This window comes from Acidobacteriaceae bacterium, from assembly GCA_028283655.1.
Classification (GTDB): Bacteria; Acidobacteriota; Terriglobia; order Terriglobales; family Acidobacteriaceae; genus Granulicella.
The window spans coordinates 1,332,504-1,346,011 of sequence record JAPWKE010000003.1; the positions used below are offsets into that span (position 1 = coordinate 1,332,504).

The 13,508-nt window shown below is 56.1% G+C and carries 16 protein-coding genes and 1 other RNA gene; 9 read left to right on the plus strand and 8 right to left on the minus strand.

What is annotated here, in order from left to right; translation table 11 throughout:
* Positions 1-64 precede the first annotated feature (64 nt).
* The 3 genes from PW792_08445 to PW792_08455 all read left to right on the plus strand — a co-directional run bounded on the left by PW792_08445 (position 65) and on the right by PW792_08455 (position 2,545).
* Entirely contained in the window at positions 65-352 is a 288-nt protein-coding gene (locus tag PW792_08445; GenBank protein MDE1161961.1) for a 4a-hydroxytetrahydrobiopterin dehydratase, read from the plus strand.
* A gap of 193 nt (positions 353-545) precedes the next feature.
* On the plus strand, positions 546-2,087 hold the full coding sequence (locus PW792_08450; GenBank protein MDE1161962.1) for a glycosyltransferase family 39 protein: 1,542 nt from the start codon (positions 546-548) through the stop codon (positions 2,085-2,087).
* 20 nt (positions 2,088-2,107) lie between these two features.
* The gene (locus PW792_08455; GenBank protein MDE1161963.1) at positions 2,108-2,545 is read left to right on the plus strand and encodes a CYCXC family (seleno)protein; all 438 of its coding nucleotides are present in this window, start codon (positions 2,108-2,110) and stop codon (positions 2,543-2,545) included.
* 9 nt (positions 2,546-2,554) lie between these two features.
* Here the strand turns inward: PW792_08455 and PW792_08460 are convergent, their stop codons facing one another.
* Positions 2,555-2,938: a DUF202 domain-containing protein gene (locus PW792_08460; GenBank protein ID MDE1161964.1), complete on the minus strand. Its 384-nt coding sequence runs from the start codon at positions 2,936-2,938 to the stop codon at positions 2,555-2,557.
* Positions 2,939-3,056: 118 nt separating this feature from the next.
* Between PW792_08460 and ssrA the strand changes: the two genes are divergently transcribed.
* Positions 3,057-3,410: a transfer-messenger RNA gene (ssrA, locus tag PW792_08465) on the plus strand.
* A gap of 269 nt (positions 3,411-3,679) precedes the next feature.
* On the opposite strand, the gene PW792_08470 is transcribed toward ssrA, so the two are convergent.
* The 3 genes from PW792_08470 to PW792_08480 form a co-directional block, all read right to left on the minus strand.
* Positions 3,680-4,576: a putative DNA-binding domain-containing protein gene (locus PW792_08470; GenBank protein ID MDE1161965.1), complete on the minus strand. Its 897-nt coding sequence runs from the start codon at positions 4,574-4,576 to the stop codon at positions 3,680-3,682.
* Positions 4,573-5,457 (minus strand): DUF692 domain-containing protein, encoded by an 885-nt coding sequence (locus PW792_08475; GenBank protein MDE1161966.1) that lies wholly within the window; start codon positions 5,455-5,457, stop codon positions 4,573-4,575. The genes PW792_08470 and PW792_08475 overlap by 4 nt, the downstream gene beginning before the upstream one ends.
* Before the next feature lie 87 nt (positions 5,458-5,544).
* Positions 5,545-5,808 carry a hypothetical protein gene (locus tag PW792_08480; GenBank protein MDE1161967.1) on the minus strand — a complete coding sequence of 88 codons (264 nt, stop codon included), beginning with the start codon at positions 5,806-5,808 and terminating at the stop codon, positions 5,545-5,547.
* A 399-nt stretch (positions 5,809-6,207) separates the two neighbouring features.
* On the opposite strand from PW792_08480, the gene PW792_08485 reads away from it, so the two are divergent.
* From PW792_08485 to PW792_08495, 3 genes are read left to right on the plus strand one after another with little or no spacing between them, the layout of a single operon-like run.
* Positions 6,208-6,675: a DoxX family protein gene (locus tag PW792_08485; protein MDE1161968.1), complete on the plus strand. Its 468-nt coding sequence runs from the start codon at positions 6,208-6,210 to the stop codon at positions 6,673-6,675.
* Positions 6,676-6,677: 2 nt separating this feature from the next.
* The gene (locus PW792_08490) at positions 6,678-7,301 is read left to right on the plus strand and encodes a sigma-70 family RNA polymerase sigma factor (protein ID MDE1161969.1); all 624 of its coding nucleotides are present in this window, start codon (positions 6,678-6,680) and stop codon (positions 7,299-7,301) included.
* Positions 7,292-7,555: a zf-HC2 domain-containing protein gene (locus PW792_08495; protein ID MDE1161970.1), complete on the plus strand. Its 264-nt coding sequence runs from the start codon at positions 7,292-7,294 to the stop codon at positions 7,553-7,555. Before PW792_08490 ends, PW792_08495 begins: the two co-directional genes overlap by 10 nt.
* Here PW792_08495 and PW792_08500 read toward each other — a convergent pair.
* The 3 genes from PW792_08500 to PW792_08510 form a co-directional block, all read right to left on the minus strand.
* Positions 7,552-7,992, minus strand: a complete 441-nt coding sequence (locus PW792_08500) for a hypothetical protein (GenBank protein ID MDE1161971.1) — start codon at positions 7,990-7,992, stop codon at positions 7,552-7,554. The genes PW792_08495 and PW792_08500 overlap by 4 nt on opposite strands.
* 125 nt (positions 7,993-8,117) lie before the next feature.
* Entirely contained in the window at positions 8,118-9,815 is a 1,698-nt protein-coding gene (locus PW792_08505) for an MFS transporter (protein ID MDE1161972.1), read from the minus strand.
* A gap of 68 nt (positions 9,816-9,883) precedes the next feature.
* Positions 9,884-10,681 carry a DeoR/GlpR family DNA-binding transcription regulator gene (locus PW792_08510; protein ID MDE1161973.1) on the minus strand — a complete coding sequence of 266 codons (798 nt, stop codon included), beginning with the start codon at positions 10,679-10,681 and terminating at the stop codon, positions 9,884-9,886.
* 104 nt (positions 10,682-10,785) lie between these two features.
* On the opposite strand from PW792_08510, the gene PW792_08515 reads away from it, so the two are divergent.
* On the plus strand, positions 10,786-11,922 hold the full coding sequence (locus tag PW792_08515) for an SIS domain-containing protein (GenBank protein ID MDE1161974.1): 1,137 nt from the start codon (positions 10,786-10,788) through the stop codon (positions 11,920-11,922).
* A 10-nt stretch (positions 11,923-11,932) separates the two neighbouring features.
* Positions 11,933-12,874 carry a BadF/BadG/BcrA/BcrD ATPase family protein gene (locus PW792_08520; GenBank protein ID MDE1161975.1) on the plus strand — a complete coding sequence of 314 codons (942 nt, stop codon included), beginning with the start codon at positions 11,933-11,935 and terminating at the stop codon, positions 12,872-12,874.
* On the opposite strand, the gene PW792_08525 is transcribed toward PW792_08520, so the two are convergent.
* Positions 12,871-13,473 (minus strand): TetR/AcrR family transcriptional regulator, encoded by a 603-nt coding sequence (locus tag PW792_08525; protein ID MDE1161976.1) that lies wholly within the window; start codon positions 13,471-13,473, stop codon positions 12,871-12,873. The two genes, PW792_08520 and PW792_08525, sit on opposite strands and share 4 nt — an antisense overlap.
* Between the last annotated feature and the right edge of the window lie 35 nt (positions 13,474-13,508).

A 13,508-nucleotide genomic window follows, 5' to 3' on the forward strand; every position in this document is an offset into this window, starting at 1 on the left:
GAGCTTTTCCAATCACGACTCGAATCAAGCTGCATCCTATTTATGGAAGGCGGGGTGAAGCGAGATGAGCGAAAAGCTGACGAGTCTAGAAGTCGAGAAGGAACTCGGAACAACGACCGGCTGGGCATTGGACAACGGGAAACTCACCAAAGAGTGGCTCTTTCCCGACTTCCGAGCCGCGATGGAGTTCGTAAATGGCGTAGCCGCAGAAGCCAAGGCCGCCGCACACCATCCAGAGATAGCTATCCGGTACAACAAAGTAATGCTTTCTCTGGTAACTCATGATTCTGGAGGGGTTACTGGAGCCGATTTTGCTCTTGCAAGGACCCTGAATCAAAAATTTGGTAGATAGTCGCTAGAAATTTATGAGATGTGGAAGATTTTTCTAGACACATCTCCATTTTGTGGTATCTTTAAATCATCGCTAAGGCGATACAGTTTTCGAGCAGGTTGAATTGCTCGACACAAGTTGCGTCACTGGCCTCCCGGCATGGACAGAATACCGTTCATGCCGCCTTTTTTTGTTTACGCTAGGATTGAGGCAGATGCAGCCAGGCACGAACGACGTGGAACGCAAACGAGAACGATGGCTTCTGGCCTTCGGAATTGCCTTCATCTTTTTATCCATCTCGCTGACTCTAGGACACTTCAAAGTTCTATGGGGCGACGAGTTCGTGACCTACTGGGTGGGCCAGCAGGGCTCCTTCACCGGGATATGGGCTGCACTGAAGAGCGGGGCCGACCCCAATCCGCCGCTCATGCACGTGCTGAGCTGGTGGTCGACCAAGGCGTTTGGCTCGGTGGCTACTGCGATCCGTCTTCCCTCGGTTTTCGGTGTAGGACTCGCTCTGGCCGGAGTTTGGTCGATCGTTCGGCGATATGCTGGGCCGCTGCTGGCTGCCGCCGCCTGCCTCGCCCTGATGACCAGTCGCGGCTTCGATTACAGCTATGACGCCCGCTCATACGGCTTGCTGATGGGGTTTGCCATTGCAGCCCTCGCCTGCTGGGTGAAAACACTGGACGGCAAGCGCCAAGGGTTCTGGTTTGTGGCCCTGGCGGTGATGCTGGCCTGCGACCTCTCCAGCAACTACTACGGCGTGATGGCGTTTTTCCCCGTAGCCGCAGGAGAGCTGCTTTGGACAAGACGGGAAAAGCGGCTTCGCTTGGGTGTTTGGGCGGCGCTTCTGGCTGGTGCGCTCCCCCTTCTTCCCTACCTGACGTTGATTCGCGGCAATATTGCAGAGTTTGGCCCGCATGCGTGGAACAAGCCGGCGGCTGGAATGATCGCCGAAAGCTACTTTGTGCTGGTGGAAGGGCTGTTCTGGCCGGTGGCTATAGTGGCCGCAGTTTGGCTTTGGAAGCGACGTCGCCAAAAGCCAAACAGCGTTCAACGCTCTGCGATACCCGCTGAGGTTCGCGCTGCTCTTTGGGTGCTGATGCTCTATCCGTTCCTTGGATTTGCCATCGCCTATGGTGGCGCAGGAATGATCAGTGCGCGCTGCGTAATCCCAGTATGTGCGGCCTTTGCGATCGTTGGAGCTCTTCTGCTCTCCCAGGTGGCTGGCCGCAAGGTTGTGCTGGGTGTGGCTGCGTTTCTACTGGTATGGGTTCTAGCCAGGTCGGCAGCTTGCGCCATGCTGCTGCGCGATCAGAGGCAGGCATTTTTTCATCTGCGCAACGAAGTGGATCAGGCAATGGCTCCGGGAGAGAAGCTTCTCGTCGGCGATTCGCTGATGGTGATGCCGCTGTGGTGGTATGCCTCACCGAATGTGCGAGCAGGGCTACGTTTCCCCATCGACTTTGCGGCCATTCACCGCATGGAGAGCGACGATAGCGGGGAGCAGAACCTTTGGGGCGGACGCCACGGCGTCTTCCCTGTCCCCATCGACAAACCGAACACGATGATTGAACCGCAAGAAGAGTACATCTATCTGGGCGGACAAGAGGGCTGGCTGGCGAAAGAGCTTACGGACCGAAACTTCGTACTGGTTCCTGACGGAACGCAGGTGAACTGGGGAGGGTTGGGTGGAGTCTTCACACCCCTGGCGCACCCGACGACTCGAGTGTGGTTCGTGCGTCCGCGCTGAGGGCAGCTACACTGGAAGCTATGAAGAAGCTTCTCGGCATAGCAGCGGTCATGGTAGTGAGTCTGGCAGCGTCGGCACAGTTCTCCGACATCGGCAAAGACATTCCTGCATATAACGCGCTGCCTCCGTCGAGTCCGCTTCCTGCAATCCGCTCGGGGGCCCAGCTTACGGGGCCGTACTTCTCGCACAGCTACCAGGTCACCGCGTACAAGATGGCCGCGAAGGTGCCAAACGTACTCTTCCAGCAGCCCTGCTACTGCCGTTGCGACCGTGGCATGGGACACAACAGCCTGCATAGCTGCTTTGAAGGCTTGCATGGAGCAGAGTGCTCGACGTGCATGAAGGAAGCGGTTTATACCTACCGCGAAACGAAGCGGGGACACTCCGCAGCGCAGATTCGTGCAGGGATTGAGCGCGGCGAGTGGGAGTCCGTCGATCTCGAACACATCAAGATGTAGCGTTGCTATTCAGCGAATAAGTGTGAGGTAAGCGGCCATGCCGATGCCTGCCAGCGTCAGCAAGACAGCCAGTAACACTGCGCTGCGCGACACCTGGCCGGGCTGCCATGTCTCATTCTTCAACTCGCGGATGATGCGCATGTGCTCGAGGATCGAGTAGATCGTCACCAGAACGCCTATTAAGACGAGTGCCACGCCCGACCAGACGGATACTCCCGTGGAACGAACCGCCGCATGCCCTGGTGTTGCACTCAACTCACGCAGAAAGAGTCCAAAGCGTGCGACGGCGAAGCCACCTCCCATAAGCGCGAGACCGGTGCGGATCCAGGCGAGGAACGTTCGTTCAGCGGCAAAGTAAGTACGTGGATCATTCTGGATCGGTTGATCGGCCATGCGTTGATTGGATGCGAGTTGCGCCGCTGTGGTCGTTCTACCGGGGGCGAAGATCGGGCGTATAATTGAGTTAGTTCTTTGAGTGCCACAACGCAATGTTGGGCCAGCTCCACCAAGTGGGGGCGTCACGGCTTCGACGGGATTGCTTGCGGTAAAGAGGCATGCCGGGGTGTGGACACCCGTAATCGCTCACAAAAACACAAGTGCCGAACCTCAATTCGCACTCGCTGCTTAATTAAATAAGTAGCCGATCACTCGGGCTTTGCCTATGGGCCCGTACTGGTCGTCGCACAGTAGGCTGGTCTGCGGTGCCCCGCCTGAGCGCCAAGGATGAGATCGATCAGGCTGGTGACTGACGCGTCTTCGCCCATTTTTAGCGTCAGTTACGAGACAAATGTGAACTGGGAAAAGCATGAATGCTCTTTACTGACTGTAGTTTCGGACGTGGGTTCGACTCCCACCGCCTCCACCAACTCAAACATTCAATGGTTGCGCCACCTTTCGAGGTGGCGTTTTGCTTTAATGGCAAACCTGCAGACGCCTCTTACAGTTTGGGAGCAGATGCACCTCATGCAGCTCTCGACACCGGCGAAGGCGTACCTTTGGGAGACCTATAGGTACTGCAGTTGGCTGTAGCGCGAAACGATCAGCCAATGATTCGACTGCTGCACGCGTTGATCCTTGCCACGCAAATCACGGCCTAGCGCAGTGGGTTCATAGGACCTCTTCACTAGAGAACAACTACTGCAGCGTCGACATGTCGAAACGCTCGCGGCAGAACCAGCCGAGTTGAGCAGCATGAGCAAAGCAAGCTTGAATCACAGCAGCCTGTTTCGCTTCTGAAAGCCTGCTGTCCACAAACGCAAGCTCGATCGCTTCCCCCAGAGTCTTCTTCTGCTGCAGCGAGGAGAGCAGCAAGAACGCTTCACGCTCAATGCGACGGTAATAAATTGAGCCATCATAACGATGCACCGCAAGATAGATAGCCTTACGACGCATCGGCGGCAGCTTCATTCGCGTCTTCTCTTTGCGTTCGACAACCGCATTGCTCGCAACCTCCGAGGGCGGCTCCTTCTGATGCACTGCCAGTACCAACTCATCTACCGGATACTGCAGGCTGAGCAGATGCAGGTGTGGCTGAAGCGAAAACCCCGAATCTGCGCTCAACTGGGCGAAATCGGACTCAAGCAAAGGGTCCAGAGCTGCGCTATCGAAGGCCTCTATATAGGCAACTTCCAGCCGCGCGACATCCTGCAGCAAATCATGCTTCTTCCCCGCATACTCCGGGTGCGACTCCAACCACCTGGGGAGATACGTACTCAAATCACGCAGCGTATACGAGGTCGAAGGAGTGTCTTTCAGGAACGCCAGCACCAACTCGTCGAATTTCTTGTTCCCCAGAACCGTACCAACCGCAGGAAAGTCCTCCATCACTGAGTCGATGACGCGGAACCAGTACTGTCGGTTATAAATCTCCAGCCGCTCGAACGAACTCAACCGATCATTCGGCTTGATATACGTCGCAACGTGCTCCGCGGTGGATTGTCCCGACTCTGTCTGCCGCTGCATACGGTAGTCCGCCGTAAGCGGCCGCCGCACATCGTCACACATCTGGCGCTGCAGTTCGAGCAAGGTCATGCGCGGACCTCCGCGAGCTTCTCCGAAGACATCGTTTCTCTAGCCGATCCGGGCTTCTGCAGATAGCGATTTGCCTTCAGCGCCTCGTTATGAACTTCATCAAAGGTGGGGATATTGTCATCCCACTCCAGCAGCGTTGCGGTATTGCCCACACGCTCCAGCGTGCGCGCATACATCTCCCACACAGGATCCAGAACCGGATGATCATGCGTATCCAGGGTGTACTTTTCAAACTTCGAATGCCCTGCAACGTGGATCTGCGCCACACGGTCGGCGGCAACGCTATTTACGTACTCCATCGGGTCGAAGCTGTGGTTTTGCGACGAAACATAGATGTTGTTTACGTCCAGCAAAATGCCACAATCCGCAGCGTGGACTACTTCGTTGAGAAACTCCCACTCCGTCATCTGCGACTCATGAAACTCCGCATAACTGCTGACGTTTTCTACGGCGACTGGAATCTCGAGATAGTCCTGTACCTGGCGAATACGCTCTGCCGTATTGCGGACCGCTTCAAACGTATACGGCAGCGGCAACAGATCATGCGTATAGCGTCCATCCACGCTGCCCCAGCAGAGATGGTCTGAAACCCACGGCGTCTTCGTCCGCTTCGTGAGTTCCTTTAAGCGCTTCAAATGCTCGCGATTCAGTGGCTGCGCGGAGCCAAAGTACATCGACACGCCATGCTGCACCACGCGATATTGATCGAGGATCTGGTCAAGCACCTTCAGTGGCGCGCCACCATCGACCATGTAATTTTCCGAGATGATTTCAAACCAGTCCACCACTGGCTTTTGCGACAGGATGTGCTCATAGTGCGGCACACGTAAACCAATCCCCACACCGTAATCGGTAAACCCATTGAAGCGATTCGCAGGCATTCTGTCTCCAGCTACAAGGTACGCGATCGAATGAGATGTGGAGCTTGAGGTTCGCTCAAGCCCCACACGCTTCCCTGAGGAGGAAAGTTACTTCTTAGAGCCGTCGGTTGCGCAAGCGCCCTTACCCTTGCAGGCATTCTTGCCAGCGTGCTTGGCATCGCCGCCGCCCTGGCCCTTGCAGGCATTCTTGCCCTTGCAAGCGTGCTTTTCCGGAGCAGGTGCATCCTGCGAGAAGAGAACGCCGACAGCCGGAGCTGTGTGGGTGGGCTGCGCATTTGCGCGGAGGGCGGTGCCGCCGAGGAGACCAGTCATTGCTGCTGCAAGTGCGAGCGACTTTGTAGAGTTCTTCATAGAGATGAGGACCTTTCAGTTCGGTTAGGCCACGCGCTTCGAGCACGGAGCGTTGGTGGTTGTGAAACGAAAACCCGTTATGCAAACAAAACGCAGCAGATCATCTGCTGGATTGCAAGAAAGCAAGTTTTTTACGACTCGCCCATACTGCCCCCTTGGAGTCCATTTTGGCGAGCAGGTTACAAAGAATTTTTCGTTCCCAAAATGACTCGCCTCGCTTCAACTGGTTTCTGGATACTGCCAGCAGCTTGCCGTATCCAAAACGCTCCACAAAGGAATAAACGACGGCACCGAGGTCTGAAAACTGTTCTGTAACGTTTTCACGGTATGCCTCTCTAAGGGTCCGTAGCGGTATGCCGGAGCAGTAGGCAGCTTTCTCCAGAAAAGAGATTGAGAACTATGAAGATCCTTGTGCAGGCTTACACCCGCTTGGTCCGCTATCTCAACTATTTGCAATCGCCGTTCCTGCTCGCGATCCGTCTCTACTGGGGCTGGCAGTTTGCCCAGACCGGCTGGGGCAAGATGCATAACATCGCGAAGATCGTCGACTACTTTAGCACGCTCAACATCCCATTCCCTTCTGTCAACGCACACTTCATTGCCGGCCTGGAGTTCTTCGGTGGCATTCTGCTCATCCTCGGTCTTGGCTCCCGTGTCATCGCACTCTTGATGACCTTCAATATGCTCGTCGCCTACTGGACCGCCGACCGCGCCGCTTTCACCTCAATCTTTTCCGATCCAGGCAAGTTCTATGTTGCCGACCCGTTCACGTTCCTCTTCGCCTCGCTTATCGTGCTCCTCTTCGGCGCTGGACTCTACTCGCTTGATACCTTAGTCGCTAAGCGATTCAAGGACGCAACCGCCTGACCATGACGCAGAAGCCAGAACTCGAAGAAGAGCAGCGACTCATCAGCCAGATTCTGGCTGGCGAGTCGTTGTTATTCCACGAGCTCATCCGGCCCTACGAACGCAGCGTCTACCTCATGGCCTTCTCCATGCTTCGCAACGAAGCCGACGCAGAAGATGTCGCGCAAGAAGCCTTCCTCCGCGCCTTCCGCAACCTCGCCAGCTTTCGCGGCGAAGCCAGATTTGGTACCTGGCTCATCAGCATCGCGCTCAACGAAGCTCGTAGTCGCATCCGCAGCAAGAACACCATGCCGACGCAGTCCATCGACGAGGAGCCCGATAGCCCCGGCGCCGTGGCCCCGGAACTCTTGCGAGACTGGAAAGAAATTCCCTCGCAGGCACTCGAGCGGCAAGAGATTCGCCTGCTGCTTCAAGAAGCAATCTCCGCTTTACCTGTGATCTATCGCGAAGTCTTCGTCCTGCGCGACGTGGAAGAACTCAGTACCGCGGAAGTCGCTGAAACGCTGCAAATCAGCCTTGCGTCTGCCAAGGTACGGTTGCACCGCGCACGACTGATGATGCAGAAAGCATTAGTGCCCGGGCTGAAGCAGTTGAATCCAAAGAGGAGGTGGTTCCAGTGGTCATAGAGTGCAAACACGTTTGGAACTACCTCTCCGACTTCCTCGACGGCTCGCTCGATGCTCAGACGAAGGAGTTGGTGCAGCGCCATCTGGAGCACTGCGAGATTTGCTCGGCGATTCTAGACTCGACGCGCAATATTCTCATCCTGACCGGGGACGATCGTGTCTTTGAGTTGCCCGTCGGCTATAGCGAGCGGCTTCATGCGCGCTTGCAATCGGAACTCACATCTGACGACAAAGTCCCTGATCCGTCAGGCTAAACTCCGTGGACGATGCGATGTGTCAGATACTCCGCGGCCACCAGCACCAGAGTAATGATCGCTAGAGAAATTTGAAGGGCCTCCTTGCGTTTCGTCGAAGCCGTCGCGGGCTGCACACGCCACTGCGAAGAAGGCCGCGCACGCAAGGAGCGAATCCGCCAGATGACATAGAGGTTCACAAGCGATCCCCCAACGGCGATCAGCATCATGGGAATGCGAATCGCGTCCCGGTGAAAACCTCCCGCAGGGCGATGCAGCCCCGCAGCTGCCGCCAACGCACTCAAACCGATGAGCACGCGCACACCGCTGATCGCCATGACGGCAGTACAGGCGCTCTGCAGCAGGATGAAGACCAACCCCGTAAAACCAACCAGCCACGAGCTGTTTTGCGGTTTGGATGAAGGATTTTGGGGGCTATCGATGACGTCGTTGCTCACAGGGTTTCCAGACTCCATCGCCATCTTACAGAGATCAGACGAAAGGCCGCCAAACGTTCAAGGCGTAAGGAGTGTAGCTGGTTATCTGCAACCGGCCATACCTTGAGCCCCCCTCGCCGAACAAATCAGCTTGCTTGCAGATTCTTATCGTTTCCTCGAAACGACATCTCAATCTCTTCCAGAGTCTTGCCTTTGGTCTCCGGCAAAAAGAACACTGCGGTGAGGAAGTAAACCACGGTACACAGCGCCCAGAAGCCAAACATGGCGGCGTATCCATAGCTTCCTGTTACTGGAAGAAAGACTCCTGCAATCGCCGTGGAGACACCCTGATTCAGCAGCAGAGCGATGCCCATGCCGTTCGAACGAATGCGCATCGGCATCAGTTCAGAGAGTGTCAGCCAGACAACCACACCGGGGCCAACAGCGAACGACGCGATAAAGAACGCGATACATAGCGCAATAAGATTGCCGCTGCGTTCGCTGGGAATAGGACCCAGCCAAGCGTGTTCGATTACTAGGGAACGGGACTTGGCATCAGCAGGAGCAATCTTCAAAGCCCCGTTATTCTCCGTGCTGAGTACGGCTGCCATCTTCTTCCCATCACCGTAGTTGTAGGAAACCATCATCTCCATCGGCTGAGAAGATGTCGTAAACGCCTTCAGGTTTGAATCCACGGCATTGTTGTGCACCACAGCTTGCACCTGTGCGGCCATGTCCGTGCGCTTCGATTCAGCCTGACGGAAGGTGATGGCTCCCGTGGTCAACGCGATGATGATGCCTGCGCTACCGATCATCAGCAGGAAGCGGCGTCCCTTCTTATCAATCAGCATTACGGCCACAACCGTCATGATGCAGTTGAGGAGCTTCAGGACAAAGTCAAGCTGTGTCGAACGCTCCGCAGTCATACCAGCCTGCTTGAGAATCACCACCAGATAGCTCAGGATCGAGTTGATCCCCGTCGCCTGATTGCACATCAGGATGACGCACGCCAGTAGAAACGGCAGAACATAACGCCGCTGCAGCAGTGAGCCCGTCTCGCCAGACGATTTCTCCTTTTCGTCCTGCGACGCAAGCGTGGTCATCTCCTCAATCTGCAACTCAGCTTCCTGCTCGGAGCTATTACGGCTCAGGGCCTGGAAGGCCTCCTCACGGCGCCCACGTTTGAAAAGCCACCGTGGGCTTTCGCTGAGGAAGAGCGAGCCTGCGAAGAAAAGCAGGCCGGGATAAATCAGCGAAAGGAACATGCTGCGCCAGGCATGGTCCTGCGCGGCATGGATCAGCAGAACGTTGCCATGCGCCGCAACTATCGAGCCTTCAGCCTGACGGGTGTAAAACCAGCCAACCACCGAAGCCAGCACAATGCCGATCGTAAGCATCAACTGAAAGATCGAAGAGACGCGGCCTCTACTCTTTGCACTCAGGGATTCTGCAAGGTAGAGCGGTACGACAACAGCGATAACGCCGCAGCTCAAGCCTTGAATAAGGCGCCCCAGAAACAGAGTCGTGAAGGAGTGGGAAAACGCGATGAGCGCGCCACTCAGGACAAACAGCAGGCCGCTGGCCGTCATCATGGTGCGACGACCAAACCAGTCGGCAAGCATTCCAGCAACGAGCGACGAGCAGGTGCTCCCCGCAAGAACAGCCGCGACGATCAAGGACGTCTGCCCTACCGACAAGTTGATCGTCTTGTCAAGGTACAGCAGCGCGGCCGAAACAATGCCGATATCAACGCCGTAGAGCAGGCCTCCGAGCCCGGCGATGAAGGTAAGGAAATGCCTGAAGCTCGATGCCCGGCTCATCTGACTGCCCACGACCTGCGTCATAAACGACCTCAACTTATATTTGCCGGAAGGCTTATGCGGCCCGTCCGCTCGAAGCAGCTACTGCATTTCTACATTTCGTCCTGCACAATATGCACTTCGATACCGACCGCTTCAAACGCAGCACGGTTCTCAGTCGACAGTCCCCGGTCCGTAATCAGATGGTGAACGTCAGCGGTTGCGCAGATGCGAGATGGACTGACCACACCGCACTTCGAAGAGTCGACGATCAAAATCACTTGCCTGGAGTGTTCCACCATCGTGCGAGCGACCAACGCTTCTTCAGACTCCAGCGTTGTTACACCGTGCTTCAGATCAAACCCTGTGGCGCTGAGAAAAACCTTATCCAGGAAGATGTCGCGCAACGCTTCTACTGCTGACGGCCCGGCCATCGCAAACGTCCAACGCCATGCCAGCAGCCCGCCGGTGATCGTGGTGCGAATCTCCGTCTGGTTGCACAGCTCCATCCCAATATTGAGCGCGTTGGTGACAACACTGATGTTCTTCCGTTGCCTCAATGCCCTGCCGACCTGCGTGGCCGTCGTCCCTGCCGTAATCCCGACAGTCTCTTTTTCAAAAACCATCTCTGCTGCAGCCACACCGATCAAGCGCTTCTCAACGGCAAAGCGAAGCTCACGCGCCTGATATGACGTGTCGTATCGAAAGGCCTCATAGAGCATGGGTTCGATCAGCGTTACGCCACCGTGGGTGCGCCGCACCAGGCCCCTCGCCTCAAGCCGTGTTAAATCGCGTCGAATGCTGGGCGCGCTTACGCGGAACTCCTCCACAAGGCTGGCAAGGCTCATCGTCCCGCGTACCAGAAGTTCCTTCATGATCAGCTCTTCGCGACGATCAGTTTTTTGGGACATAGCTCAAACTTTCCGAAAGAACTTTCATTTACTGTACTCACAGAATACACATACATGCAATATAATGAACGTATCAGGCAAAAACAATCATTTTGAGGAACGCTATGTCCACTCTTGATCAGCCGCTTCACTTCCCGCACTGGATGTTGCAGGAAATCCATCAGCAGCCCGACGCTCTCGCTCTCACGCTCAGCCACTACGTTCAGGACGGTGCCTTCCGGACAGACACAAACGCTGCTGCACGTGAGTGGCTAAGCCAGGCAAACGGCGAAATCCTGATCACCGCGAGCGGATCGAGTCGCCACGCAGGCATGGTCGCGGAACTACTGTTTGAAGACCTGAGCGGCATCGCTGTGGACGTCGAGTATGCCAGCGAGTACTGCTTCCGCAACCTCCGCTCGCTCAAGAACGCCTCGGTGCTGGTCATCTCTCAATCAGGCGAAACAGCCGATACGCTTGCGGCTTTGCGTCGCGCCAAGAAGGCTGGTCAACGCACGCTTGCCGTCACAAATGTGCCGACGTCAACCATGTCGCGCGAAGCGACGGTGTCGTACCCCACGCTTGCAGACAAGGAACGTGCGGTTCCTGCCACCAAGAGCTTTACAACTCAGCTGCTCGTGCTGCAACTGCTCGCCCTTCTCGCCGCTGAAGTTCGCGGAACGATGAGTGCTGCCGAGATCAGCGCACAACTTCGCAAGCTGGAAGCTCTTCCTGCGATCGTGCGCGAGCATCTTCAGGCATGGCAGGAAGCCGCAGAGCAAATTGCGCGAGACAACAAGCCATACGCAAACTATCTCTTCCTCGGTCGCGGGCTGCACTACCCCATCGCTCGCGAAGGTGCGTTGAAGTTGAAGGAGTCATCCTATCTCCACGCAGAGGGCTACCCGAGTGGAGAACTCAAGCATGGCCCGAATGCTCTTGTAAGCGATCACACGCCGCTCGTCATGATTGCGACGGTCGATCGTAACGACGAGGATTCTGTCGAGCGCTACGAAAAGTCCATTCAGCTGATGCGCGATATGCATGAGCAGGGCGCGAAGATTGTTTGCACCGCGATTGAAGGTGATGAATCGGTCAACGCGCTCGCAGCACACACCTTCCGCGTGCCTGCGCTCGATGAGACTCTGCTGCCTTTTGCTGAGGTCATCGTCTACCAGCTATTCTCCTATTACATGGCGGTGCAGGCAGGCATTGATGTCGACCGGCCTCGCAATCTCGTAAAAGCAGTCATCGTCGAATAGGAAGCATTGCATGCCTTACTTTCTCGCCGTGGACGTTGGCGGCACCAAGACCGACTATCTACTTGCTGACTCAAACAAGCCGCTGGCGACCTCGCGCAGCGGCAGCTTGAAGCGTCTGCGTGTCAGCGAAGAAACGGCTACGCAAAACTTACTCGAGGGGCTCCGCAGCCTCGAGGAGCAAAGCGGTATCAACCTGCGCGAGGTTGCGGCTACGTGTGTCGGCTCCTCGGGATCGAGCGTCCCACTGGTCTATGACTGGTTGATGAAAGCTTTTCCCCAGCACGTTGGCGGCCAGCTACTTGTTGTAGAAGACGTCTCCATCGCACTCGACGCTGCGTTCTTCGGCGGCCCGGGCGTACTGGTACTGGCTGGCACCGGATCCAACGTTGCCGGTCGCGATAGTTCAGGCAACATCAGCACCGCCGGGGGCTGGGGTCCCGTCCTTGCAGACTGGGGCTCAGGGCACAGGCTCGGACAAACAGCTTTGGAAGAATGCTTCCGCGATCTCGATGAAGGGTATGTCTCGCTGATGCTGAACGAGATTCAATCATTCTGGGGTCTGTCACGCCTGGAAGAGCTTGTCGAGTTCGCAAACGCGCAGCCTGGTCCAGATCTTTCTCAACTCTCCACGATCGTCGCTCGCTGCCACCACGCAGGAGATCGCACAGCGCAACGCGTTATCGAGAAAGAAGCCTCTGCCCTGGCCCAAACGGCAAATATCGTTCTCGGCCGATTGAGCAAAGCAATGCGCCACGAAACATGGGTGCCGCAAATCGCTTTTGCCGGTAGCGTCATGGGACAGTTTCAGGCGATGCAGGACGCGGTGATGCAGTACATCCACCAGATACACCCAGAAGCTATCGCTATTCCAGAAGCCGTCTCACCAGCAGAAGGAGCTCTTTGGCGGGCTCGTAAGCTCCACGCAGACGCCGCTGCGGCTACTGCTATCTAATGCGCTAAGATCCGCGCGACGCTGTCCTGCGTCTCGCGGATCGCGCGAGCTTTCGTCAGCCCATATGCCTTCGGGTGCGCGATAAGAAGAGCAGCCGCGCCATGAAGGCACATGACGACCTGACGTAACCGTATATTCGATTCGCTCGCCGGCGTTTCCTCAGGCAACAGTTTCCGAATCAACTCATGAATAACAGCCAGGAACTTCTCCCCCAGTTGTTCTCGCTCTGCGATCACTTCTGCGTCGGTATGGCGGACCAGAAAGATCAACGAGTAGTGGTCTGGATACGCAACGGCAAACTCGATCAGCGTCGCGATAAAGACTCCCAGTTGCGCTTCGGCATCTTTTGCCGGATCCATACGCTGAAAAACACGCTCGGTGAAGTCTGTATAAAGCTGGGCACAAAGATGCTGAGTCAGCGCCTCTTTGTTTGAAAAATGTCGGTAAGCTGCCATCTGGGAACATCCAGCAGCCTGAGCGACACGCCGCATCGAGAGATTGTCATAGCCCTCATCCCTGAAGATCGTTGCGGCTGCTTCAATAATTCGCTGCCGTAATGGCGAAGCATGCCCCCGTTCGCTTTGTCTGGATACGACCATAAATATATCTTACGCCCTCGCGTTTACACTGTACG

What these genes read in the sequence shown, in the direction of transcription:
- PW792_08510 (MDE1161973.1), bottom strand. Translation starts at nt 10,681, where the DNA reads ATGTCCCAAAAAACTGATCGTCGCGAAGAGCTGATCATGAAGGAACTT.
- PW792_08525 (MDE1161976.1), bottom strand. Translation starts at nt 13,473, where the DNA reads ATGGTCGTATCCAGACAAAGCGAACGGGGGCATGCTTCGCCATTACGG.
- PW792_08490 (MDE1161969.1), top strand. Translation starts at nt 6,678, where the DNA reads ATGACGCAGAAGCCAGAACTCGAAGAAGAGCAGCGACTCATCAGCCAG.
- PW792_08445 (MDE1161961.1), top strand. Translation starts at nt 65, where the DNA reads ATGAGCGAAAAGCTGACGAGTCTAGAAGTCGAGAAGGAACTCGGAACA.
- PW792_08450 (MDE1161962.1), top strand. Translation starts at nt 546, where the DNA reads ATGCAGCCAGGCACGAACGACGTGGAACGCAAACGAGAACGATGGCTT.
- PW792_08455 (MDE1161963.1), top strand. Translation starts at nt 2,108, where the DNA reads ATGAAGAAGCTTCTCGGCATAGCAGCGGTCATGGTAGTGAGTCTGGCA.
- PW792_08470 (MDE1161965.1), bottom strand. Translation starts at nt 4,576, where the DNA reads ATGACCTTGCTCGAACTGCAGCGCCAGATGTGTGACGATGTGCGGCGG.
- PW792_08480 (MDE1161967.1), bottom strand. Translation starts at nt 5,808, where the DNA reads ATGAAGAACTCTACAAAGTCGCTCGCACTTGCAGCAGCAATGACTGGT.
- PW792_08460 (MDE1161964.1), bottom strand. Translation starts at nt 2,938, where the DNA reads ATGGCCGATCAACCGATCCAGAATGATCCACGTACTTACTTTGCCGCT.
- PW792_08520 (MDE1161975.1), top strand. Translation starts at nt 11,933, where the DNA reads ATGCCTTACTTTCTCGCCGTGGACGTTGGCGGCACCAAGACCGACTAT.
- PW792_08505 (MDE1161972.1), bottom strand. Translation starts at nt 9,815, where the DNA reads ATGACGCAGGTCGTGGGCAGTCAGATGAGCCGGGCATCGAGCTTCAGG.
- PW792_08475 (MDE1161966.1), bottom strand. Translation starts at nt 5,457, where the DNA reads ATGCCTGCGAATCGCTTCAATGGGTTTACCGATTACGGTGTGGGGATT.
- PW792_08515 (MDE1161974.1), top strand. Translation starts at nt 10,786, where the DNA reads ATGTCCACTCTTGATCAGCCGCTTCACTTCCCGCACTGGATGTTGCAG.
- PW792_08485 (MDE1161968.1), top strand. Translation starts at nt 6,208, where the DNA reads ATGAAGATCCTTGTGCAGGCTTACACCCGCTTGGTCCGCTATCTCAAC.